Origin of the sequence: Chryseobacterium foetidum, from assembly GCF_025457425.1 — a bacterium.
Lineage (GTDB): Bacteria > Bacteroidota > Bacteroidia > Flavobacteriales > Weeksellaceae > Chryseobacterium > Chryseobacterium foetidum.
The window spans coordinates 619,103-644,959 of record NZ_JAMXIA010000001.1; the positions used below are offsets into that span (position 1 = coordinate 619,103).

General features: G+C 38.1%; 20 protein-coding genes. 13 read left to right on the top strand and 7 right to left on the bottom strand.

Translation table 11 applies throughout. The features are described 5' to 3' along the window. Positions 1-108: 108 nt before the first annotated feature. From NG809_RS02960 to glgB, 5 genes are all read right to left on the bottom strand, one after another. Entirely contained in the window at positions 109-2,925 is a 2,817-nt protein-coding gene (locus NG809_RS02960) for a 2-oxoglutarate dehydrogenase E1 component (RefSeq protein WP_262147944.1), read from the bottom strand. A gap of 124 nt (positions 2,926-3,049) precedes the next feature. Beyond that, positions 3,050-4,090, bottom strand: a complete 1,041-nt coding sequence (locus tag NG809_RS02965) for an SRPBCC family protein (protein ID WP_262147946.1) — start codon at positions 4,088-4,090, stop codon at positions 3,050-3,052. Between the two features lie 188 nt (positions 4,091-4,278). Continuing rightward, positions 4,279-5,547 carry a glucose-1-phosphate adenylyltransferase gene (locus tag NG809_RS02970; RefSeq protein ID WP_262147948.1) on the bottom strand — a complete coding sequence of 423 codons (1,269 nt, stop codon included), beginning with the start codon at positions 5,545-5,547 and terminating at the stop codon, positions 4,279-4,281. Positions 5,548-5,678: 131 nt separating this feature from the next. Continuing rightward, the gene (locus NG809_RS02975) at positions 5,679-7,085 is read right to left on the bottom strand and encodes a glycogen synthase (RefSeq protein ID WP_262147950.1); all 1,407 of its coding nucleotides are present in this window, start codon (positions 7,083-7,085) and stop codon (positions 5,679-5,681) included. 3 nt (positions 7,086-7,088) lie between these two features. Continuing rightward, the gene (gene glgB / locus NG809_RS02980) at positions 7,089-9,041 is read right to left on the bottom strand and encodes a 1,4-alpha-glucan branching protein GlgB (protein ID WP_262147951.1); all 1,953 of its coding nucleotides are present in this window, start codon (positions 9,039-9,041) and stop codon (positions 7,089-7,091) included. A gap of 291 nt (positions 9,042-9,332) precedes the next feature. Between glgB and NG809_RS02985 the strand changes: the two genes are divergently transcribed. From NG809_RS02985 to NG809_RS03020, 8 genes are all read left to right on the top strand, one after another. Further along, the gene (locus tag NG809_RS02985) at positions 9,333-10,442 is read left to right on the top strand and encodes an alpha/beta hydrolase (protein ID WP_262147952.1); all 1,110 of its coding nucleotides are present in this window, start codon (positions 9,333-9,335) and stop codon (positions 10,440-10,442) included. A 170-nt stretch (positions 10,443-10,612) separates the two neighbouring features. Next, entirely contained in the window at positions 10,613-12,028 is a 1,416-nt protein-coding gene (locus NG809_RS02990) for a leucyl aminopeptidase family protein (RefSeq protein WP_262147954.1), read from the top strand. 140 nt (positions 12,029-12,168) lie between these two features. Continuing rightward, complete coding sequence (locus NG809_RS02995; RefSeq protein ID WP_262147956.1) at positions 12,169-13,380, top strand: ATP-grasp domain-containing protein; 1,212 nt, start codon at positions 12,169-12,171, stop codon at positions 13,378-13,380. A gap of 30 nt (positions 13,381-13,410) precedes the next feature. After that, positions 13,411-14,124, top strand: coding sequence for an alpha/beta hydrolase-fold protein (locus NG809_RS03000; protein ID WP_262147957.1), 714 nt, complete (start codon positions 13,411-13,413; stop codon positions 14,122-14,124). Between the two features lie 45 nt (positions 14,125-14,169). Next, positions 14,170-15,123 carry an ATP-grasp domain-containing protein gene (locus tag NG809_RS03005; protein WP_056080660.1) on the top strand — a complete coding sequence of 318 codons (954 nt, stop codon included), beginning with the start codon at positions 14,170-14,172 and terminating at the stop codon, positions 15,121-15,123. Between the two features lie 21 nt (positions 15,124-15,144). Continuing rightward, on the top strand, positions 15,145-16,263 hold the full coding sequence (locus tag NG809_RS03010; RefSeq protein WP_191735564.1) for a carboxylate-amine ligase: 1,119 nt from the start codon (positions 15,145-15,147) through the stop codon (positions 16,261-16,263). Between the two features lie 32 nt (positions 16,264-16,295). Then, positions 16,296-17,123: a type 1 glutamine amidotransferase gene (locus NG809_RS03015; RefSeq protein ID WP_262147961.1), complete on the top strand. Its 828-nt coding sequence runs from the start codon at positions 16,296-16,298 to the stop codon at positions 17,121-17,123. A gap of 56 nt (positions 17,124-17,179) precedes the next feature. Then, positions 17,180-18,364, top strand: coding sequence for an ATP-grasp domain-containing protein (locus NG809_RS03020; RefSeq protein ID WP_262147962.1), 1,185 nt, complete (start codon positions 17,180-17,182; stop codon positions 18,362-18,364). Between the two features lie 60 nt (positions 18,365-18,424). Here NG809_RS03020 and cphA read toward each other — a convergent pair whose 3' ends face one another. Further along, positions 18,425-21,055, bottom strand: a complete 2,631-nt coding sequence (gene cphA / locus NG809_RS03025) for a cyanophycin synthetase (protein WP_262147964.1) — start codon at positions 21,053-21,055, stop codon at positions 18,425-18,427. A 196-nt stretch (positions 21,056-21,251) separates the two neighbouring features. Here cphA and NG809_RS03030 point away from each other — a divergent pair, with 196 nt between their 5' ends. The 3 genes from NG809_RS03030 (at position 21,252) to NG809_RS03040 (ending at position 23,522) form a co-directional block, all read left to right on the top strand. Further along, positions 21,252-22,136 carry a cyanophycinase gene (locus NG809_RS03030; protein ID WP_262147965.1) on the top strand — a complete coding sequence of 295 codons (885 nt, stop codon included), beginning with the start codon at positions 21,252-21,254 and terminating at the stop codon, positions 22,134-22,136. A 102-nt stretch (positions 22,137-22,238) separates the two neighbouring features. Then, positions 22,239-23,081, top strand: coding sequence for an isoaspartyl peptidase/L-asparaginase (locus NG809_RS03035; RefSeq protein WP_262147966.1), 843 nt, complete (start codon positions 22,239-22,241; stop codon positions 23,079-23,081). A 198-nt stretch (positions 23,082-23,279) separates the two neighbouring features. After that, positions 23,280-23,522 (top strand): YtxH domain-containing protein, encoded by a 243-nt coding sequence (locus tag NG809_RS03040; RefSeq protein ID WP_262147968.1) that lies wholly within the window; start codon positions 23,280-23,282, stop codon positions 23,520-23,522. 50 nt (positions 23,523-23,572) lie between these two features. On the opposite strand, the gene NG809_RS03045 is transcribed toward NG809_RS03040, so the two are convergent. Further along, entirely contained in the window at positions 23,573-24,364 is a 792-nt protein-coding gene (locus NG809_RS03045; RefSeq protein WP_262147970.1) for a class I SAM-dependent methyltransferase, read from the bottom strand. Positions 24,365-24,606: 242 nt separating this feature from the next. Between NG809_RS03045 and NG809_RS03050 the strand changes: the two genes are divergently transcribed. Then, positions 24,607-25,179: a TerD family protein gene (locus NG809_RS03050; RefSeq protein ID WP_262147972.1), complete on the top strand. Its 573-nt coding sequence runs from the start codon at positions 24,607-24,609 to the stop codon at positions 25,177-25,179. Positions 25,180-25,184: 5 nt separating this feature from the next. Then, positions 25,185-25,856 (top strand): TerD family protein, encoded by a 672-nt coding sequence (locus tag NG809_RS03055; protein WP_262147974.1) that lies wholly within the window; start codon positions 25,185-25,187, stop codon positions 25,854-25,856. Position 25,857 lies beyond the last annotated feature (1 nt).

Here is a 25,857-nt window from a genome sequence, read left to right on the forward strand (position 1 = left end):
TTTTAATTGATATTAAGTTTTTAGACTAAGAGAATATAGACACCAGATACAATACTAAACTTTTCTTTTTATATCTAATTTCTATCCTCTAATCATTAATTTCTATTGTTAAGCTGTTACAGGTCTTTTTGCAGGAGCATCGTCTCTGTCGAAAACTCTGTTGATTACAGCATTTTGGTTTTTCTCAAACATTTTATGACTTCCTGGAGCCGGTGCACCACTTTGTACCGGAGAAACTACCTGAATTCCGGTATCTCTGAAATTTCTCAGGATATAAGACCACGCACCCATATTTTCAGGTTCTTCCTGAGCCCAAACCAATGAAGTTCTGTTTGAATATTTAGCAAATACAGCTTCGATAGCATCATTTTGAAGTGGATATAACTGTTCGAATCTTACCAAGGCAACATTTTCGCAATTTAGTTCTTCTTTTTTAGCCAATAATTCAAAGTACAATTTACCTGAACACAATACTAATTTTTCAACTTTTGCAGGATCAGCTGTAGGATCATCTAAGATAGGTTGGAATCCTTTGTTTGAGAAATCTTCTAATGGAGAAACCACTTTTGGATGTCTTAACAGTGATTTCGGACTCATTACAATCAATGGCTTTCTGAATGACCATTTCAACTGTCTTCTTAATAAATGGAAATAGTTGGCTGGTGAAGTGATATTCGCCACAACCATGTTTTCGTTAGCACAAAGTGTAAGGAATCTTTCCAGTCTTGCTGAAGAGTGCTCTGCCCCCTGACCTTCTGAACCGTGAGGCAACAACATTACCAAACCATCCTGAATCTTCCATTTTTCTTCTGCTGCAGCCAGATACTGGTCAACAATAATCTGAGCTCCATTTACGAAGTCTCCGAACTGAGCTTCCCAAATTGTCAGAGTATTTGGCGAAGCCATCGCATAACCATAATCAAATCCTAAAACTCCGTACTCGGAAAGGTGAGAATTGAAAACGTCAAATCTGCTGTCTGAAACTTCTTTTAAAGGAACATATTCTTCTTCAGTATCTTCAGTTTTTACAACAGCGTGTCTGTGAGAGAATGTTCCTCTTTCCACATCTTCACCGGAAATTCTGATGTTGTGACCTTCTACCAAAAGTGTAGCATAAGCCAGCCATTCTCCAAGAGCCCAATCTAAATTGTTCCCTTCGATAGCTTTAATTCTGTTATCAAAAAGTCTCGTAATTTTGTTCAAGAACTTTTTATCAGCCGGAAGAGTTGACATTTTGATTGCCAATTCTTTCAGTTTTTCCAAGTCATATTTTGTATCAACAGCTTCCTGTACTGCACCTCTTTTTCCGATTGGGAAATTGGTCCAGTCATCCGCCATGAAAATATCCATTACGTTTTTCTCGATTTCTTTAGAAGCATCAAAATCCTTATCTAAAAGTTCTTTGAAATCCGCTTCCATTTTAGCAATCAGATCATTGGAAACTACATTTTCTTTCAACAAAAGATCTTTGTATATTTCTCTTGGATTTGGGTGCTTGGAGATTTTCTTGTATAAATTAGGTTGGGTAAATCTCGGTTCATCCCCTTCGTTATGACCATATTTTCTGTATCCCAACAGATCGATGTAAACATCTTTACCAAACTTAGCCCTGAAATCAGCGGCAAAATGAATTGCGTGAACAACAGCTTCTGCATCATCTGCGTTGACGTGCATCACCGGAGATTCTGTAACTTTTGCAATATCTGTACAGTAAGTAGAAGATCTCGCATCCATATAATTGGTGGTAAACGAAACCTGATTATTCACAACAATATGAACCGTTCCACCGGTCTTGTAACCTTCCAAAGTCATCATCTGGGCAACCTCGTAAGCGATACCCTGACCAGCCAATGCACCGTCACCGTGAATGATGATTGGTAAAACTTTAGAATATTCTTTGTATTTATCATCCACTTTTGCACGGCAGATACCTTCCACCAAAGCGGCAACCGTTTCTAAGTGAGACGGGTTTGGAGTTAAATTGATAGAAACTTCTTCACCCGAAGCCGTTTTTATTTTTTTAGATGAACCCAAGTGATATTTCACGTCACCTGAGAATACATCCTCTTCAAATTCTTTTCCTTCAAATTCCGAGAAAATCTGTTTGTAAGATTTGCCAAAAATATTGGTCAACACATTCAGTCTTCCTCTGTGAGCCATCCCCAAAACAACCTCATCAACACCAAGCTGAGAAGATCTTGAGATCAACTGATCCAAAGCCGGAATTAAAGTTTCGCCACCTTCCAGTGAGAATCTTTTCTGACCTACGAATTTTGTATGAAGATAGTTTTCAAATGCAACAGCCTGATTTAATTTAAGTAAAATCTCAGTTTTTTCATTAGCATTAAGAACCGGATGATTTTCGTTCACCTGAATCCACTGCTTGATAAAATCTTTCTCTTTTACATTATTGATGTGCATATATTCTACCCCGATAGAATCGCAGTAGATGTTTTCAAGATGTGTAATGATTTCCTGTAATGAAGCAGGACCTTTCATCCCTGTTTCAACGGCACAGTTGAAATTTGTGTTTAAATCTGACTTTTCAAGACCGAAATTTTCGATGTCCAAAGTTGGAGTGTGATGTCTTCTTTCACGTACAGGATTTGTTTTTGTGAAAAGGTGACCTCTCGTTCTGTACGCCTCAATAAGATTTACAACCTTAAACTCCTTCTTGATGTGCTCCGGAACTTCACCGTTTGAAGCTGCCTGTGCAATCTGCTGAACTGCCGCAGGAGAAGAATTCCCTGAATTTTTTATCTCACGGATGTCTTCTTCATCAGAATAGTTCTCTAACGCAAAATCAAAGCCTTGAAAAAAGGCTTTCCATGATGGTTCTAAAGAGTCCGGAAATTTCAGGTATTGTTGGTATAAATCCTCAATTAACTGAGAATGAGCTGCGTTTAGGAATGAAAATCTGTCCATTATTACAGTATATCTGTTATTTAAATTTATGTTTCGAATTAATCTTCAAATTTAACAAAAAAATGTGAGGTAAAATGTTAGAAAAACCTTAAAAAATGAAAAGAAAAATATGATATTTGACATTTTATTTAAAAACTGACAAAGAAATCTTCAAATTGACATTCTGATTCTCAACGGGCGGCTCAATGAATGTAAAAGACACATCGCCATATCTGAATTCATCTTTTTTTGCTTTCTGCACCAGTTGCTGAACAGCTTTCACAGAACTTTCAAAACTTCCCCGATAATAGATGATGTACTTTTCTGCACCATTCACAGTTCTGAAACTGAAGTTATTGTCTGTAACGCCTTCTTTTTTGCTCAACGGTATTCCGAGATAGTAGGAAATTTCTTTGTCTTTAAAATTATCCGGATCGGCAATCATCACTGGAAATCCAAATTCGTCGTCTTTTTTACCTAAATCAATGGTCACAAAATTGTAGACTTTATTGAAGTTCATCAGAAGGTTTCTGTACAGCGCATCTTTTTTGTTGGATGCACTCACATTAATTCCCAAAAGCATCTGGCTTTCGTCTTTTTCAACCATGATGCTGTCATATTTGATAGCGGCAAGCTGATTGTCTTTCTCCACTTTATTTCCGAGCACATTTTTCAGACTGACCATGCTTTTATTGATATTTTCGGTAAAACGGTCTTCAGTCCAGAAGTTCTGTACCCTCGTCCAAACCGGAAGTTTCGGGGTGTGTACCATCCACTTGATATGCGTTTGATTTTCTGAAACTTTTTTGAACTTAACCTCAATTACAGTCGGATTTTCATTATTATCCTCAAAAAGCTGATACCGCAACCCTTTGTCTTTACTTGCGAAACGGATAAACATTTCACCATCACTTTCTTTAGCCGGATCGGTGTAACTGATGGCACTTCCCTCACCTTCATAAGGCGAATAATAGTCAATCTTAATGGTTTTTGAACTTGAAAAATAATTATTCCATCTGGTAAAATTCTGCAGATTATCAAACTGAGAATATACTTTCTCCAAAGGATAATCTACCTGTCTTTCGATGGTAAAATCTTTGTTTTCATCCACGAAAAAATACATGGAAGCAGTGTAAGCTCCGAGCAAAAGCAAAATTATAACCGCTAAAAATTTCAGTAAACGCATGACGCAAAAATAGGATAATTAAAAAGAGTGACCAATATGTTGATCACTCTTTTTAGAGGGGTGCTGGATGCTGGATGAAGGGTGTTTAATCTTGCATTTTAAATTAAATTTATTTTAAAATCAACTCAAAAAAACTTCCTAACTCCAATCGTCAGACTTCCATCTTCCATCATCAGACGTCCCGCTTTTTAACCGATGTGCGTTCCCGAATGCAGAACAGCTCCTTTTTTCACAACGACAATTCCATCCTGAACGGAGTGCGTGCCATAGTCGCCATCAGGAATGTGTCTGCCTCCAATGATTCTTACATTGTCTCCGATGTAGCAGTTTTTATCGATGATTGTTTTTTCGATGTAGCAATATTTTCCGATACCCATATTTGGATAGCCGTTTTTATCATTTTCTACAATTTCTGCAGTATTCTGATAGAAATCTGACCCCATTACGTAGGAATTTACAATCGTGCTTCCCTTATCAATTCTGGTACGGTTCCCAATCAAAGAATTTTCGATTTTATCTGCCATGATGATGCATCCGTCACCAAAAACAGCCTTGCTTACGTAAGATCCGTTAATCTTTGATGGTGGAAGCATTCTTGCTCTTGTAAAGATTGGAGAACTTGAAAATAAATTAAACTGAGGGAAATCCTGACATAGATCTAAATTGGCCTCGTAGAAAGATTCGATGGTTCCGATATCCGTCCAGTACCCTTCATACTGATAACTTAAAGTCGTATATTTTCCGATAGCGTTCGGAATAATATCTTTTCCGAAATCATCTCCTGCACCATCTTCAAACATTTTTTTCAGCATCGATTTGGTGAAGATATAAATTCCCATTGATGCGAGATATTCTTTTCCTTTACTTTTATTTTCTTCTGAAACTTCAGACTGCAGACCGTTTAGCATGTCGTAACCTGGTTTTTCAACGAATGAAGTGATGTTTCCGTCATCATCTGAACTTAAAATCCCGAAACCAGTTGCGTCTTTTGCATTAACCGGAATAGTTGCAATAGTTACATCACCGCCTTTCTCAATATGGAAGTCAAGCATTTCCTTAAAATCCATTTGGTAAAGCTGGTCTCCCGATAAAATAAGAATATATTCGTAGTCATATTTGTCTAAATGCTTCATAGACTGTCTCACGGCATCTGCAGTTCCCTGATACCAGTTTTCGTTTTCCACATTTTGTTCAGCAGCAAGAATATCTACAAAACCTTTGCTGAAGATGTCGAAATGGAAAGAATTTTTGATGTGTGAGTTGAGCGATGCTGAATTAAACTGGGTTAAGACAAGAATCTTGTTCATCCCCGAATTCAGACAGTTTGAAATCGGAATATCTACCAATCTGTATTTCCCTGCAATAGGAACAGCCGGCTTTGATCTTGAATAAGTAAGCGGAAACAATCTTGTACCTCTGCCACCTCCTAAAACAATCGATATTACATTTTGATTCATAAATTAGTTTTGGTTTTCACCTTTTGGTTTGTTTATTATTAAATTTTATCTCTATAAAGTGATGTTTTCTGATAGTGAAACTGAAAATTTTAAGCTCACCATCTTTCATTTTCCTAAGTTCTTCTAAAATACTAATTTTTATAAAGACTGATGTATTTTTCCGCAGATTTTTCCCATGCAAAATCAAAACTCATATTCGCTTTGATAAGGCTCTGCATCACGTCTTTCTTGTAATACATTCCCACTGCCCTGTTGATTGCATGAAGAATGTCATCCACTCCCGGATGTGTGAAATTAATTCCCGCACCTCCTGTTGAAATATCTTTAACCGTATCTCTTAATCCACCCGTGTAACTTACAACCGGAATGGTTCCGTAGCGCATCGCATACATCTGATTAAGCCCGCAAGGCTCGACTCTGGATGGCATCAACAAAAAATCTGCCGAAGCATAAATTTTATGCGAAAGATATTCTTTATAACCCAGATCCAGTGCGAAATTGCTGAAAGAGTAGCTCAGTTCCGAAAGTCTTTCTTCAAGATATTTGTTTCCTGAACCCAAAATAATGATGTTCAGACCACCATAATTTTGCTGAATGCTTCGCCAAACCACATCAGGCAAAAGATCAGCTCCTTTTTCCGTCGCAAATCTTCCTATAAACCCGAACAGAGGTAAATCAGGATTTAACCCGTACTCTTTACAAAGTTTTTCTTTGCTTAATTTTTTCTTTTTGAAAACATCTCTTTTGGTAAAATTGTAATCCAGCATTGTGTCTGTTGCAGGATTCCAGACTTCGGTATCAATTCCGTTGATAATGCCGTGGGCTTTGTAATGTTCATCTCTTACCAGATTTTCAAGACCTTTAAAGCTTTCAAACAATTCCTGAAGATAACCTTCCGAAACAGTTGTGAATGCATGGGCACATTTGATCATCGATGCCAAAGGATTAATCATTCCGTCCCAATCCAGAAGTCCCCATTTATACTGGTCGAAAGAAGGGAAATAATTCGCCATTCCCCAGCTCATCCAGCCTTGATATTCTCCGTTATGAATTGTGGCAACTGTTTTCACTCCTTTTAAAAATCCAAATTCCGGACAGTTTTCTATCATAAAAGGAACCAGTCCGGTGTGATAATCATGACAGTGAAGCACATTCGGACGAATCTGCATCGCAGTCAGCCAATGCAGCAAACCATGCTGAAAAGCCAGAAACTGAAAGCTTTCATCCTGATAACCATAAGGATTATCCCGATCCAATAGTCCGGGAATTCTGACCATGAAAAGTTCAAAACCCAGCACATCAGTTTTTTCCTTTAAAACCTGTACCTGAAGCATGTTTCCGCCCTGATGAATCCACCCGTCAAAAACAATTTCAAAATCGTGATCGAACACGAAAGGCTTGTTGTAAAATGGCATTACGACTTTAGCGTTGATACCTTTTATCTTATTCTGATATTTCGGTAAAGCACCGACGACATCGGCAAGTCCGCCCACTTTGGCGACAGGATAACATTCTGTACTGAGGTGATATATATTCATCTGCTATTTTTTAATTTTAAGTTTTGATTTAAGTTTTTTTGTAACAATTGTTTTTGATTTTCTTAAAACCACTCCCGAAAGTGCCGGAAGATTAATGCTTATTGTGTTTGTTTTGTTTTTCCACTCTTCTTTATCTTCACTGAAGATATTCGCAATAACGCCGCTACCTCCATATTTTTCATCATCAGAATTAAAGATAACTTCCCATTTTGAATTTTCATCAACTCCAACCTTGTAATCAATAACCCTTGGCGTAAGATTAAGAATTGTCATTAAAATGTCATCTTCATTTTTGCCTTTTCGTAAATAAATTAGAACAGAATTATCGGTATCATCTGCTTCCACCCATTCAAAACCATAAGGATTAAACTGATTTTCATAGAGTGCCGTTTCGTTTTTATACAAATGATTCAAATCCTTTACAGCTTCCCTCAACCCTGAATGAATCGGATATTCCAAAAGATGCCAGTCTAAACTCTGTTTAAAATTCCACTCGCTCGTCTGCCCAAATTCATCTCCCATAAAAAGCAGTTTTGCTCCCGGATGCGTGTACATATAAACATACAAAGCTCTGAGATTGGCAAATTTCTGCCATTCGTCTCCGAACATTTTATAGATCAAACTTGCTTTTCCGTGAACAACTTCGTCGTGGGACAGAGGCATCATATAATTTTCATTATACATATACATCGACGCAAAGGTGAGCTTGTGATGAAAATGCTTTCGGTTGATCGGATCTTCCTTAAAATATTTGAGCGTATCGTGCATCCAACCCATCATCCATTTCATTCCAAAACCTACTCCACCGTCATGAACAGGTTTGGTAAGCATTGGAAAATCCGAACTTTCCTCTGCGATGGTCATGATGGAATCGCCAAATTCTTTATAAACTGCGGTATTGAATTCCTGAAGAAAGGTTTTGGCTTCAAGATTCACATTTGTTCCAAAAATATTGGGCTCCCACTCGCCCTCGTTTCTCGAATAATCTAAATGCAACATAGATGTTACAGCATCTACACGCAATCCGTCTGCATGATAACGGTCGAGCCAGAACATGGCGTTGGAAATCAGGAAAGATTTAACCTCATTTCTGCCGTAATTGAAAATGTAGGATTTCCAGTCCGGATGAAAGCCCTTTCTTGGATCTTCATGTTCGTACAGATAAGAACCGTCGAATTTGTGCAAACCGTTGGCGTCGCCCGGAAAATGGGACGGAACCCAGTCGAGGATTACACCAATATTATTTTTGTGAAGTTCATTAATTAAAAACATCAGATCCTGGGGCGAACCGAATCTTGACGTTGCTGCAAAAAATCCGGTAATCTGATAGCCCCAGCTTGGATCATAAGGATATTCCATTACAGGCATGAATTCTACGTGCGTGAAACCCATTTCCAGAATATACGGAACGAGCTTTCCGGCTATGTCGCGGTAATTTAAAAACTGTTTTGGATTATCGCCAAAACGCAACCACGAACCAATGTGCATTTCATAAACGGAAATCGGAGCATTAAGACTGTTGTTTTTCCAGCGGTTCTGTATCCAATCTGTATCATCCCAATCGTAATAAGTTGTGGAAATAAGCGATGCAGCCTGAAGATTCTGTTCCCAGCTCAGTGCATACGGATCACTTTTCTCGAGAATTTTGCCCTCTTTGGTTTCGATGGCGTATTTATACAAAGTTCCCCATGTGAGACCTGCAATGAAGCCTTCCCAAATGCCGGATTCATCCCATCTCGGTGAAAGAACAGCTTCGGAAGGGTTCCATTTATTAAAATTACCAATCACCGAAACTTTTGTGGCAAAAGGTGCCCAGACTGAAAAGTAAACACCTTCCACTCCATCTTTAGTTACGGAATGAGCGCCGAATTTATCATACAGTTTATAGTGTTTACCTTCCTTGAAAAGATAAATATCATGCTCGGTAAAAAGTGAATAGTTTTGTACAGACTTCATCGTTTATGTTTTTCTCCTGAATTGAGTTGCAAAACTCCTACTGCAAGAGTTATACCCCACATCAACTAATTTTTGGGATTTACGTAAATATATAAAATTTTATTATGCAAAACACAGTTGTAACAAAATTTTAATATTGATTTTAATTTAAATTAATTCAAACACCTTTGACAATGTTTAATCCTGAAAAAAATCTGTTGAAATTTTTAATATTTAAAAAACACAGAACCTTCTTCAGTTTAAAAAAAGTTTTTATAAATTTAAACAAACAAAAAATATTTCAGAACATACATGATATTTAATTTAAAGACACAGGAAAATGATGACAGACCGATTTACATTACAGGTAACTTCAACAGCTGGAATCCTAAAGATCCAAAATTCAGGCTTTGGAAAAAAGAGCCACAGCATTCATTAATAGAAATTCACGACAATCTTTTACCCGACATTATAGAATACAAATTCACGAAAGGCGGTTGGGAAAATGTGGAATTGGACGAATACGCCAAAATAACACCAAACCGGAGAATTGAAAAAAGCAGACAAAATTCTGATGACGTCGTAACCAAATGGCGTTACAATTGGGGACCTTTTAAAAAAGAACTTTATCCTATTGCAGAAATTATTTCTGAAGAATTTTACATCCCGCAACTCGACAGACACCGTAAAATCTGGGCTTTGCTTCCACACGATTATTATTCGACGGAAAAAAGCTATCCGGTGCTTTATCTTCAGGATGCTCAGAACCTTTTCAACGAAGGTAGTGCCTACGGGAACTGGGAAATCGACAAAAAACTATCTGTACTCTCAGAATACGGTCGCGGCGATGTCATCGTCATTGCCATTGAGCACGGAAGCGAAGATCGCATCAAAGAATATATTTTCGACAACGACAGTGTTGCCAATGGCTCGGAAGGTAAAAAATACATCAGATTTATTACTGATACTTTGAAACCGTACGTAGACGCGCATTACAGAACAAAAAAAGACCGTGACAATACAGGAATCGGCGGCAGCTCACTGGGCGGACTCATCAGTATTTACAGTGGATTTCTGTATCCTGAGGTTTACTCTAAACTTTTGATTTTTTCGCCAAGCCTTTGGATTGAACCCAATAACAATTTCCCGATGATGAACTTCAGGGTTCCTTTTAAAACTAAAATTTACCTCTACGGAGGCGAAAAAGAAGGTTCAAAAATGGTTAACCGCATCAATGTTTTTGAGCAATATCTTAAAATATGGGAGAAGAAAAACCTCTTTGATTTTGAATTTAAAACCAATATCAACCCAGATGGCGAACATAAGGAATTTTACTGGTCGCAGGAGTTCCCAAGGGCTATAGAGTGGCTTTTTTACAACAATACAGAAAATCCGGTGGAAGTAACTCCGCATCAGGATTAAAAATGAATGATCCTCAACAATTTATAATAACTGAAAAACCTTCGAGAGCATTTGCAAGTTTACGGCTTTGTGAACCTTTAAATAATATATTATTGCAAAACCTTGTGAACTTTGCGTTCAAAAAGCATTATTATAAAGAATATATATATTCTAAAAAAATTAAATATAGAATGAAACTAATCAATAAAAAAAACAAAAATTACGCACAGATCTTTCAACTTTTTACAGAAGAAAAATGGACTGAAAGCGCAAAAAATTTTAATAAAAACATTTCACTTTTGTTTTCAGGAAAGAAAAATGAAGTGCATATTCAAACAAATGAGGATACTGTCATTTTTTTTATAGGCTTAGGGAAAGCAAATGCTGCCAATTTTGAATTTCAGCAGGTTGGACAGAAGTTTTCCCAGACTCAAAAAGAAAAGATACAGCCTGTTCCCACGCAGATCATTTGTGAGAATATCACCGAGAAACAGTTTGAAGAGTTTTTTAAAGGACTTTATCTGGGTACTTACACTTATAATTTCGACAAATCTAATACCCTTTGGAACGAGAAAACAGAACTTCATTTTGAAAATTTCAGCCAAAAGAAATTAGATCAGATAAAAGATAATACCAATGCAATCTGTGAAGGTCAGTTCGCCTGCATGGAATGGCTTAATAAACCTGCAAATCTTAAGAAAACAGATGTTTTGAGTGCAGCTTTAAAAGATCTTTCTAAAAAGTATGATTTTAAATACACGTCATTCAACAGAAAAAAATGTTTGGAACTTGGTTTGGGCGCTTACTTAGCCGTTAATCAAGGCAGTGAGCAGGATGCAGCTTTTACCATTCTGGAATATAAAACAAAAGTAAAAAATGCCAAAACCATCGGTCTTGTCGGCAAATGCGTAACTTTTGATACCGGCGGAATTTCCATCAAAGCATCAGACAATATGCACTACATGAAATCTGACATGGGTGGAGCTACAGCTGTGATTGGAGCACTGATTTACGCAGCGGAAAAGGAACTGCCTGTTAACATCATCACTGTTTTGCCGATTACTGACAATGCGGTTTCAGAAAACGCTTATCTACCGAGCGATGTTATTAAGGCATACAACGGAAAAACGATTGAAGTTCTCAATACAGATGCAGAAGGCAGAATGATTTTGGCAGATGCACTCTCCTATTTATCTAAAAATTATAAAACCGATGTCATGATTGATTTGGCAACCCTCACAGGAAGCAGCGTGCGAATGTTTGGCGATACCTGTGGAGCGATGTTTTCAAATAATGACAGATTAAAAGATCTGCTTCTGAAAACCGGTGATCAGACCAACCAAAGGCTTTGGAATCTACCACTCTGGGATGTCTGGAAAGATGATTTCAAATCTGATGTCGCCGATGTAAAAAACATTTCGATGAAACCCATCGGAGACTGCATTGTTGCTGCAAAATTTTTGGAAGAATTTATAGAAGGTCACCAAAACTGGGCACATCTGGATATTGCCGGAGTAGCATTTGGAAATACGGGATATTCAAAAGAAAAGGCAGCAACGGGTTACGGCGTTCAATTATTAGCCGAATTAATTGAAAATTATCACTAAAAATTAGTTTTTTAGAAAATTTATCCCTATACTTGATAAGAAATTTTTAAAATCATATCAATTAGGGATTTTTATTAAAAAGTCTCAAACAATTGTTTGGTTTTGTTTTTAATAATCAACCTAAACCCTCAAAACACTATATGGAGAAGAAAACTATTGTTTGCATTTCCTGCTATTACAAAGGCTATGATTTCATGGAGGAAATGAAAAATCTTGGCAACAAGGTCATCCTCATCACCTCAGAAAATCTCAAGGAAAAAAACTGGCCCTGGCACGCGATAGATGAAGTTTTCTACATGCCCGAACTTAAACCTTCGGTGTGGGATCTTGAACATTTGGTACAGGGATTTTCCCACCTGATGAAAACACGGAAAGTCGACGCAGTAATTGCTCTCGACGATTATGATGTGGAAAAAGCAGCGCTTGTACGGGAAACTTTCAGAATTCCAGGTATGGGACAGACAACCCACAGATACTTCCGTGATAAACTGGCAATGCGGCAGAAAGCAAAAAGTTCAGGGATTGATGTTCCGGAATTCACGGCAATTTTTAATGACGCCGAAGTATCTGAATTCATCCAAAAAGTTCCTGCACCATGGGTATTGAAACCCAGATCTGAAGCTTCAGCAAGCGGAATTAAAAAATTAAAATCAGAAGAAGAACTTTGGAGAGCCCTTGAAAATCTGGGCGACGAAAGACATCTTTTTCTTCTGGAAAGCTTTAAGCCTGGCGATGTCTATCACGTAGACAGTCTTACATTCAATGCCAAGACGGTTTTCACATCTTCATCCAAATATCTCGCACCTCCAATGCAGGTTTCGCACGAGGGCGGAGTTTTCAGAACGAGAACTCTAGGAAGATATTCTGATGAATTTAAAGCTTTGGAACTTGCCAATGAAAAAGTTTTGACCAATTTTGGGCTTCAAAACGGAGCCACGCACACAGAATTTATCCGTGGAAAGGAAGATGGAAAATGGTATTTTCTGGAAACTTCTTCACGCGTCGGCGGAGCACATATTCCTGATTTGGTGGAAGCGTCGAGCGGCATCAACATCTGGCATGAGTGGGCAAAAATAGAGGATGCTCTTTTGAAGGGTTTGGATTATTCCATCTCAAAACCTACAGGATACTATGCCGGACTTATCATTGCGTTAATCAAAGAAAAACATCCTGATTACCAATATTTCGAGTCGGAAGAAACAGTAAAGTTCTTACCAATCGATTATCACGTGGGAATTGTCTACAAATCTGCAGATTCTGAAGTCATTCAGACGAGACTTGATGAAACTGCAGAAAAAATCAATGCTGAAATGCTGAGTATTATTCCGCCAAAAGACAAACCGACATCTTAGATTTTATTAAATTTTCAAACACTAAATTTTATGCCGCAAATCACGCATACAGATTACTATTCGCATATATTAGGAACGAGCCTGAAAGTGGAAGTGACAGGTCATTATGGTTACCCAATCATTATGTTTCCTACTTCACAAGGTCAGTATACCCAGAACCATGATTTCCATCTTAACGGAAGCATCAATTGGTTTATAGAGCAGGGAAAGGTAAAACTATACAACATTCAGACGATTGATGCCTGGAGTTTTTATGACAACAACATTTCGCCGCGCCAGAGAATTAAAAACTATGAACTGTATGTACAGTTTCTTTTAAAAGAGTTTGTGCCATACGTTCAGAAAATGCATCAGACCCATCGTGTAGCAGTTGCAGGGGCAAGTTTTGGAGGTTATCATGCTGCCAATTTCGCTTTCAGATTTCCGGATTTGGTTTCTCACCTTTTCTGTCTTTCGGGAGCATTCAGCATCAGAAATTTTATGGACGGATACAGCGATGATCTTGTTTTCTTTAATTGCCCGAGAGAATTTGTCCGCACAGACGAAGCGTGGAAATACAAACACATGCACATCGTTCTCAGCACTTCAGACGAAGACATCTGTAAAGATAAAAACATCGAAATGGCAGAAATATTAAGTTCAAAAGGAATTGATTTCTGGTATGATGAGCGCAAATGGATCAACCACGACTGGCCGCTCTGGAGAATGGTTTTCCCAACATTTATAGGTCGGTTTTTCTCTTAAAATTATTTAAATCTAAACAATATTAAACACATTAAAACTATTATTATGGCAAAAAAAGTAGGAATTCTTTTTGGAATGGAAGACACATTTCCGTGGGCATTCATCGATAAGGTAAACGAATTGGGCAAGGGAGACATCGTTGCAGAACCCGTAATGATAGATAAGCTCGAGCAGGGCGTTGATTACGGATACGCTGTTATCATCGACAGAATTTCTCAGGATGTTCCTTTTTACAGAGCGTACCTTAAAAACGCAGCTTTAAACGGAACGTATGTCATGAACAACCCTTTCTGGTGGAGCGCAGACGAGAAATTTTTCAACAATGCTTTGATGTCGAAACTCGGAATTCCACTTCCTAAAACGGTTTTACTTCCTTCGCATGAAAGACCGAGCAACACATCTGAAACTTCATTCAGAAACCTGAAATTCCCTCACGACTGGGATTATATTTTCGATTACGTAGGCTTTCCGGCTTACATGAAACCTCACGACGGTGGAGGTTGGAAAAGCGTTTATAGAGTTGAAAGTCCTGAAGATCTTTGGGATAAACTTTCAGAAACAGAGCAGTTGGTGATGATGGTACAGGAAGAAATTGTATTTGATGATTACTACAGAGTTTACTGTTTAGGTAAAAAGCACGTTCACATCATGCCTTACGAACCAAGAAATGAACATCATTTAAGATATGCGACGACTCATCAGACTTCGGGTGCTAAACTTAAAAAGTTACTGAAAACCATTCACGATTACACTATCAAGATGAATGAGGCTTTAGGATACGATTTCAATACTGTGGAATTTGCGGTAAGAGACGGAATTCCTTATGCTATCGACTTCTGTAACCCAGCGCCGGATGCTGATAAAAACTCTGTTGGAGAAGAAAACTTCAAATGGATCGTAGAAAATGCAGCAAAATTTGCGATTGAGAAAGCCAAAGAATATGTTCCTGGAAAAGCAAATATCTCATGGGGAACTTTCGTGAAGGACTCTGCGAAATAATTAATTTCAAAAACACAAAGTATGCACACATTTACCATAGGAATTGAAGAGGAATATCAAATCATAGACGTTGAAAGCAGAGATCTTATTTCTCACGTTTCCAAAATTATTGAGGGCGGTAAAGCGGTTTTAAGTGAAAATTTAAAACATGAAATGCACGAATCCATGATTGAAATGGAGACTGGAATCTGCCAGAATATCCAGCAAGCCAGAGAAGAGCTCACGAGCCTTCGCAAACATCTTATTGCGACAGCCCATGAACAGGGACTTCGTGTCTCGGGAGGCGGAACACATCCGTTCTCCAACTGGGAACACAACACGATTACCAACGGCGAGCGTTACAATAAAATTGTGGATGATATGGGCGACGTGGCAAGAGGAAACCTCATCTTTGGTCTGCACGTACACATCGGAATTCCTAACCGTGAGGAAGGCGTGAGAATACAGAACGTAATGCGTTATTTTCTGCCCCACGTTTATGCATTATCCACCAATTCACCTTTCTGGATTGGAAGAAATACCGGATTTAAATCTTACAGACAGGAGATTTTTGTAAAATTTCCGAGAACGGGTATTCCGAGTTATTTTAATTCTCTTTCTGAATTTGACAGCTATGTTGATCTACTGGTAAAAACAGGAACGATTGATAATGCCAAAAAAATATGGTGGGATCTTCGTGTGCATCCTTTCTACCCGACAATTGAGTTCAGAATCTGCGATATGCCGATGAGAATAGACGAAACTGTCTGTCTTGCTGCAATTATGCAGTGTCTCGTGGCGAAAATCTATAAACTTCATCAGCAGAATTTAAGTTTCAGAAGCTACAGAAGATTGTTGTTAAATGAAAACAAATGGCGCGCTTCCAAAGACGGAATTGATGCCCATTTGATTGACTTTGGTAAAGAGGAATCTGTTCCTTACCGCGATCTTTTAAAAGAACTTTTAGAATTTATCGACGATGTCGTAGATGAATTAGGCTGCCGAAAAGAAGTGGAATATGCATGGCAGATTATTGAAAACGGAACCGGTGCAGACCGCCAGCTGAAGGTGCTTCAGGAAACGGGAGACTTGAAAAAAGTAGTGGATTATATGATCTCTGAAACAGAATTTGGTATCACACACAGCGAGGCTGCTTTATAAAAATTTTATAACTTTGTTCAAATTATGAAGTTATGAAAGAGATAAGAATTGCGCTGCTGGATATGAATAACAACAAGAAAAATCAGGGTTTTAAAAACATCCGTGAGATTTCTGAAAGTTTTAAAGCAAATTCTGAAGAAGAAATTAACATTACCAATTTTGACATAAGACATCTGAACGAGATGCCGAAACTGGAAGATTTTGACATCTTTATTTCATCAGGAGGACCAGGAAATCCGCACAGAGAAGGACATGAATGGGAAGAGAAATTCGCCGGTCTTTTAGATGGTATTTTTAGTCACAACAAGGTTTCAGAGAACAAAAAATATATGTTTCTGATCTGTCACTCGTTTCAGATTGCCAGCATTCACTGGAAACTCGGAAATATTTGTGAAAGAAAATCTTACTCATTTGGTGTGATGCCTGTTCACAAATCTGAAGAAGGAGAAACTGATTTTTTACTTAAAAATCTGCCGGATCCTTTCTATGCAGTGGATTCGAGAGCTTATCAGTTTATCGAGCCGGATCAGCAAAGATTTGATGAGTTGGGAATGAAAATAATGGCACTGGAAAAGTTCCGCCCGCACATCAATCTTGAGAGAGCAGTGATGGCGATTCGTTTTTCAGAGGAAATTTTCGGTACTCAGTTTCATCCGGAGGCAAATCCTGAAGGAATGCTGGAAAACCTGAAAGATGAAGAGAACAAAATCGCTATGATTGAAAACTACGGTATCGAAAAATATCTGGAAACGCTCGACAGAATGGATGATGAGGATAAAATAAAACTGACTCAGGCACAGATTCTCCCAAGATTTTTGGAAGATGCAAAACAAAAAATTCTACAGCCGGAAACTGTTTAGAAATACAGCAAAATCGGGCACAGCGCCCGATTTTTTAATTAAAAAAAACATCAGGGATGATTCCAAAATACAGAAAAAAATTCAATTCAGAATTCTCTAATGAGAAATACCAAAATGTAAATTCAATCCTTACCGAAAAAAGCGGAATACAGACAGGATTCAGACTTTCTGAAAGTCCGGTTTTTTTGACTCACGATTTTAAAAATAAACTTACGGATGCCAGCGAAAGTATTTTGGACCAAATCATTGCGATGTCGCCGGAAGCTTTACAGATTGCCATTCCCGACAATTGTCAAGTTCCGAATGATACTTTAAAACCTCACTTTTTTACCATCGATTTCGGGATCTGTAAAAATGCAAAAGGCGAAGTTGAACCTCAGCTGATCGAACTTCAGGCATTTCCGTCTCTATATGCTTTTCAAAAAGTATATGAAGATGCTTTCTGCGAAGTCTACCCTTTTTTGAGTGATCTGAAAAGCAAAATGAGCGATGAAGAATTTCTGTCTCAGATGAAAAATCTCATTGTAGGAAATGAAAATCCCGAAAATGTAATTCTGCTTGAAATTTATCCTGAAAAACAGAAAACCTCAATTGATTTTAAACTTACAGAAAACTTTTTAGGCATAAAAACCGTTTGTCTTACCAAAATAAAAAAAGACGGAAAAAAACTTTTCTATGACAATGACGGAAAACTTACGGAGATCCGAAGAATCTACAACCGTGTAATTTTTGACGAACTCGACAGAATTCCGGATCTGAAAACTGAATTTGACTTCAGGGAAGACGTTGATGTGACCTGGGTGACGCATCCGAACTGGTTTTTCAAAATTTCAAAATATCTTTTGCCATTATTAAAACATGAATTTGTTCCTAAAAGTTACTTTCTCAACGAATTTCCAGCCGATGAAAATCTAAATGATTTTGTTTTAAAACCTCTGTTTTCTTTTGCAGGAAGCGGCGTCAACCTTCACCCGACATCAGAAATTACAGATAAAATTGAAGATAAGGAAAACTATATTTTACAGAGAAAAGTAGAATATGCTCCGGTTTTTGAGGACATCAACGGAGAATTTTCGCGTGCGGAAATCCGGCTTTTGTATGTGTGGCAGGAAAATGAGGAGCGTCCGGTTTTGGTTCAGTATCTTGTAAGAATGACAAAAGCGGAAATGGTGAACGTAGATTTCAATAAAAAAGACGCCATTTGGATTGGCAGTTCACATGCCTTTTTTGGGGAAGAATAAACAAAAAATCGGGTGAAACGTTGTCTCACCCGATTTTTTTGTTTTAAACTTATTTTAAATTTAAAGTCCTTTATTTTCCTCAAGCAATTCTCTCGCCTGATATTCCTGTACAAGATCGATTGCATTAGATATAACATCGCTCAAAGCAGTGATAAAAGTGCCGTCTTCAGCCATTCCCATTGCATGTTTTAACGCTTCAATTTCCTTTGGAATCGTTTCATAACTTACGTCTCTTCCGGATTCCTGCATGCCTTCGATGATTAAATTGTTAATCTCATCTTCAGTTCGTCCACGCAAATGTTTCTCGTTGCGGATGATGATGTGATCAAACATTCTGCCGGCAATTTTACCGCAAAGTTTGATGTCTGCATCTCTCCTGTCGCCAACACCGGAAATAATACCGATTTTCTTGGTGGCTTCCACATTTTTGAGATAATCTTCAATCGCTTCATATCCCGCCGGATTGTGTGCGAAGTCAATTAAGACTTTAAAATTCTTAAAATTAAAGACATTCAGCCTTCCTGGCGTCAGCTGTGCACTTGGAATAAAAGTTCTGAGTGAATTGGAAATATCTTCAATTGCAAATCCGTAAAGATAACAGGCTAAGCTTGCTGCCAAAACGTTTTCAATCATAAATTTCGCCTTGCCTTCCATCGTAATCGGGAAATCTTTGGCTTTACCAATTCTGATTTTCCAGTCGCCTTTTTTGATGGTTACAAAACCTTCTTCGTATACGCAGGTCGTTTTGCCTTCTTTCGCATACTTTTTAATGAAAGGATTGTTCTCATCCATGCTGAACAGTGCAATATTGCTGTCGAGATCATTAATAATTCTCATTGAATATTCGTCATCAGCATTCATTACACTCCACCCGTTCTTTTTCACGCTGTCGAGAATCACACGTTTTACCTTCGTAAGATCTTTCAGGTTGTGAATATCGTTGATGCCTAAGTGATCTTCTTTAATATTGGTTAAAACCCCGATATCACAGTTGGAGAAACCTAAACCTGATCTTAAAATTCCGCCTCTGGCAGTTTCAAGAACGGCAAATTCTACAGTGGGATCTTTAAGGATGAATTCTGCAGAGATCGGACCGGTGGTATCCCCTTTCGTCAACATTGTATTTTGGATATAAATACCGTCTGAAGTGGTAAAACCAACTCTGTAACCGTTGTTTTTAACGATATGGGAAATCAGCCTTGTTGTTGTTGTTTTCCCGTTGGTACCTGTTACTGCAATGATCGGAATAGTAAACGGCTTTCCTGGTGGATAAAGCATATCAACCACAGGAGCGGCAACGTTTCTTGGCAATCCTTCGCTTGGTGCGAGGTGCATTCTGAATCCTGGTGCAGCATTTACTTCAATGATGGCAGCACCACTCTCTTTTAGGGGCTGGGTAAGATTTTCAGCCATAATATCGATTCCGCAAACATCAAGACCGATGATTTTTGAAATTCTTTCTGCCATTGTGATATTTTCCGGATGCACCATATCGGTAACGTCGATGGAAGTGCCACCCGTTGAAAGATTGGCAGTTGATTTCAGATAAACTACTTCACCTTTTTGAGGAATCGTATCTAAGGTATAATGAAGTTTATCTAAAAGCTCTGTCGTGTCTTTGTCTATCGTGATTTCAGTAAGTACATTTTCATGACCGTAACCTCTTCTCGGATCCTGATTTTCTTTATCGATAAGTTGCTGAAGATTCAATTCCCCGTCGCCGATGACGTGAGCAGGAACTCTTCGTGCTGCAGCAATCATTTTATTATTAATCACCAAAACCCTGAAATCGTAGCCAGTGATATATTTTTCGACAATTACTCTGGTTGAATAAGTTTGTGCATGTGCCAGACCAATTTTGGCCGCCTCCCAGTCGCTTACATTGATTGAAGAGCCTTTTCCGTGATTTCCGTCAAGTGGTTTTATGACGATGGGATAGCCAATTTTTCTCACAACTTCATCCAATCCTTCCTCATCAGTGATCAGTTCACCAACAGGTACCGGAATGGCAGCGTCATGCAGCATTCTTTTGGTTAAATCCTTATTGCAGGCAATATCAACACCGATACAACTTGTATTTCCTGTAATTGTGGCCTGAAATCTCTGCTGATTGACACCATAACCCAACTGAACCAGCGAATTGGTTCCCAACCTAATCCATGGAATTTTTCTGGAAACCGCTTCCTCAACGATACTTCCCGTGGAAGGACCAAGGCGTACTTTCTCCCGTATCTCCTTTAATTTCTGAATGCAGGCAGGCAAGTCATAGTCTCTTCCTTCAATAAGAGCCTCAGCGATTTTTACTGATTCTTCAGCTGCAAAAATTCCTGCATTTTCTTCAAGATAATTAAAAACCACATTGTAAACTCCCGGAGTTCTGGTTTCCCTTGTTCTCCCAAAGCCTACATCCATGCCGGCCAGTGTCTGGATTTCGAGTGCGATATGTTCTATCACATGCCCCATCCAGGTTCCTTCTGCAATACGGTGAAAAAATCCACCCTCTACGCCCTCAGAACATCTGTGTGTGAAAAGTGACGGAATCAGCTGCTCTATGCGCTCGCGGAAGCCATCAATTTTGTTGGTAGGAAAATTTTCCATTTCCTGAAGGTCCAGTCTCATCTGGATCAGTTTCTTTCTTTTAATGCTCCAAATGTTTGGCCCTCTTAGTGCCTGTATCTTCTCAATGTTCATATAAACGGTGGTGGGTTAATTATCAATTTTTCGTTTTATACTCAAAGATAATGCAAAACATTAAATGATTGCAATATCAGTTTAAATATTTCTTAAAACAATAAATATTATAGTAAGCAATCTCTAATGAAAATCAATTCGTTAAATATAGATTAACATTTTATTAACCCACAAATATTTTTTAATTTTGCTGGCTATGAAACCTGTGGGAAAACTTATTATTATCGGAGGAGCTGTAAATAAAGGCAGTTTCACAGAAACCGAGTACGACCAAAATGTAGAAAAAAACCTTAATTTTTTTGAAAGAGGAATTTTAAGAAAAATCATTGCAGAATCTAAACACAAGGAAGATTCTGTAATTGAAGTGATTACAACAGCTTCGCAAATACCTAAAATCGTAGGTGCTGAATATAAAAAGGCCTTCGAATATCTTGGTGCTAAAAATGTAAATATTCTTGATATACACAACCGTGAAGAAGCCAATTCTGATGCGCTTGTTGCCAGAGCCAACGCTGCGGATGTAGTAATGTTTACCGGTGGAGATCAGTTAAGGCTGACTTCCATTTTGGGTGGAACAAGATTTCACGACACTATTTTACTGAAATATCAGGAGCAGGATTTTATCTACTCCGGAACTTCTGCGGGTGCAGCAGCGGCCTCTGAAAATATGATTTATCAGGGAAGCAGTTCTGAAGCTTTGCTGAAAGGTGAAATCAAAACAACACAAGGCTTAGGTTTAATTGATAATGTGGTGGTAGACACCCATTTTGTTCAGAGAGGAAGAATAGGCAGACTTTTTCAGGCGGTTGTGAGCAATCCGAGGACTTTGGGGATCGGTTTGGGAGAAGATACAGGTCTTTTTATTCACAACGACGTGATGACAGCCGTAGGATCCGGACTTGTAATCTTGGTGGACGGAAGATTCATTAAAGATACCAATTTAACCAATATCAATCTCGGAGAGCCAATTTCAATTGAAAATCTGACGGTTCATGTGATGTCGATGAATGACCATTACAACCTTACGACAAAGGAAATGACAATTGAGAATTCTCAGTTTAATCCGATTCCGCAAACATAAGTGATGTTTGATGAATGATGAATGATTTTTAAACGCATTATTTGAAACAATCAATCATCATTTATCACTTATCAATCATATCAAAAACATCCATTACATTCTATGAAAATCATCATCCACGGAGGTTTTTTCTCTGAAAGCGACCAGAGCAACGAAGTAAAAGTTGCCAAACAAAACTCGCTGAAAAGCATTGCTGAAAAGGCTTATCAACATTTAAAAACTAATTCTGCAGTGGATACTGCGGCTTACGCAGTTTCACTTTTGGAAGATGACGAACTGTATAATGCCGGAATTGGTTCGCAAATTCAAAGCGACGGGATCATCAGAATGAGTGCTGCTCTGATGGATGGTGAAACGCAGAAAATGAGCGGTGTGATCAATATTCAGGATGTGAAAAATCCGATTTTTGTGGCGAAGGAGCTGATGAATGAAGATGACAGGGTTTTGGGCGGAAATGGTGCAAAAATTTATGCAATTGACCATGGTTTTGAAAATTTCTCAACCGAAATTCCACAAAGAAGAAAAGAATACGAAGCCAAAATGAACAACGGCGGCAAAGGAACTGTGGGTTGCGTTGCCATCGACGAAAAAGGCAAACTGGCAGTGGCCACCTCAACCGGAGGCAAAGGTTTTGAAATCCCCGGAAGAATCTCTGATTCTGCGACTGTTGCAGGAAATTACGCCAACGAATTTTGCGCTGTAAGCTGTACCGGAGTGGGCGAAGACATCGTGAGCAACGCCACTTCAGCAAAAATTGTGACGAGAGTGACTGACGGAATGAGTCTGGAGCAAGCTTTCGACAAAACTTTTACCGAGCTGAAAGCAATTGACGGTTTTGCAGGAGCAATTGCTATTGATAAAGCCGGAAATATTTTCCATCAGGATTCTTATCCTAAAATGGTTTTTGCGAGCTTTGACGGAGAAAATTTTGAGATTTTTGAATAATCTGGCAAACACATAAGCCATAATAGTTTTTTGTTTAAGTGAATTGGATTTTTCAGAAAATACAAGATGAAAATCAAGATTTGATATTTAGACCAATCCTTAAAATTTTAACAAAACTTTAAATGTCATAAAAATTCTTTGGCACAGATTTTACATATTTCCTAATATCAATTAATTACAAATTAAAAAATAGAAATCATGGGAAATAAAACAAAAGGTTTATTGGCATTGGTAGGTTTAGGCGCATTGGCATATTGGAGATACAACAAAGCTACGCCGGAAGAAAAACAAGCGGTAAAAGATAAGATCAACAACGCAAAAGATAACATCAACAAGTGGGGAAATGATCTGAAAGACAAAGCAAACGAGGTAGCGTCACAGGCTCAAAGCAAATTTGATGAGGCAAAATCTGTTGCCGAGCAGAAGGTCAATCAAAACTAGTAATTAGTTAACATTCATATATACGGGAGAAAAGGTAAGTTTTTTATAGCTTATCTTTTCTTTGCTTTTATGGCGTACACCAACGGAATTTTATTCCCAAACTTTGTGATTCTCCACTTCCCTTTTTCAAATTCCTCCACGTGACGGAAGCACGCGTATGGCGACCAGTCGAATTCCCTGAAATGTTCTAAAACTAAATCTTTATCAATCAGACTTTGCAGGACATCAGACAAAGGATGATTCCACGAAACATAATCCTGAACGATTTCAGCTGATTTGTCTGCATAGGTGCCTTCTGTAGTTTCAATAATGGGTTTTTCATTAAAATAATTGTAGGCGACTCCATCGAAATCATCGTCATACATCCAGACCACGGGATGAAATTCTGCCATGACAAATTCTCCTTCAGGTTTTAAAAAATGACTTACTACTTCTCCCCATTTATTTAAATCGGGCAACCAGCCAATCGTTCCGTAGCTTGTAAAAACGATGTCGAATTTTTCATTTAAAACATTTGGTAAATTATAAACATCAGTACATATAAATTCGGAATCGGTTCCACATTGTTTTGCCAAATCGCTCGCAGCGTCAATTGCTTTATCCGACAAATCGACTCCGGTAACTTTTGCACCCATTCTTGACAACGAAATAGAATCCTGCCCGAAATGGCACTGCAAATGGAGAATACTTTTCCCTTTTACGTCTCCCAACAAATCCAGTTCGATTGAATTGAGAGAATTTCTTCCTTTTAAAAATTCATCTACAAAGTAAAAATCTGATTTCAGATGAGGCTCTACTCTGGCGTTCCAAGAGTTTTTGTTGATGTCTAAATAGTTTTCCATGCTTAATATTTTGTGTAAATATAATTTTTTTTGCAAAAATTAGCCTAAATGCGATATGCCGTAAAGAACTATAGAATTTTTAAAATAGATCTGGTAAAAATTTATTTATTCATTTGAAACAATAATTTTCATTCATTTTTCCCTCTTATTTGATAAAAAAAATTATATTTATAAATATTTAATTTTCAATAATAACGAAGGAAATTAAATGTAAAAATGATACTTAATACTAGCAAATAAATATGATTAATTTACAGAAAGGTCAGAAAATTGACATTGGATTGAGCAAAATGACGATTGGTTTGGGATGGGATCCCAGCGAAGGAACGGCTTTCGACTTCGATTTGGATGCTTCCGCATTTATGATTGACGAAAGGAGGCAGATCCCGAGCGAACCGTTTTTTATTTTTTATGGAAACACAGATTCTCCGGACGGCGCTTTGAGACACACCGGCGACGACCCAACAGGAGGAAACAGTGCCGACGGCGATGATGAAAGCATCGAGGTTGATTTATCTAAAGTTGACCCAAGAATCAACGAAATTCTTATTGTAGTAACCATTCACGAAGCTATCAACAGAAAACAAAACTACGGACAGGTAAGAAATTCATACATCAGAATCGTAGATGACAGCAACGGTCAGGAAGTGGCAAAATATGAGTTAGGAGAAGATTTTTCTATTGAAACTGCCGTTGAATTCGGAAGACTTTACAAAAGAAACGATCAGTGGAAATTTGAAGCTTCAGGAATTGGCTACAGAGAAGATTTAGCTTTCTTTTTATCAAAATATTACAGCGGACAAATTATCAAGTAATAAATATGGCAATCAATTTACAAAAAGGTCAAACCATCGATTTAAGAAAAAATGACCGTGGAGAAAGCGTTTACGACCTTTCACAGGTGACTATCGGTTTAGGATGGGATGTCCGTCAAAAACAAAGTGGTTTTTTCGGAAAAATATTTGGAGGAAAAGAAGAAGAATACGATCTGGATGCTGTAGCTTTTCTTCTCGACAGCAGCGGAAAAGTAGCTGATTTAGGGAGAACTGCTACTGTAGGTGGTAGAAACGTAGCTTTATACGGAGGCGACGTAATTTATTTCAACTCCATGAGACATCCAAGCGGAAATATCTGGTTGACGGGTGATAACAGAACGGGTGCAGGAGATGGAGATGACGAGCAAATCATTGTTCAGTTAGACAAACTCGATCAGAAATATCAGAAAATACTATTTGTGGTCACTATTTATCAGGGAAGACAGAATAATCAGCATTTCGGAATGGTAGACAATGCCTTCATCAGAGCTGTTGATGCCCGTGGAAAGGAAATTACAAAATACAGTCTTTCTGGCGATGTATCAATGAACGGAATGTGTTCCATGGTTTTTGCTGAAGCGTACAGACATAACGGCGACTGGAAATTCCGTGCACTGGGTGAACCCGGACAAACCGATAACTTCGTTGATCTTTTAGCAAAATACGCCTACAAATAAT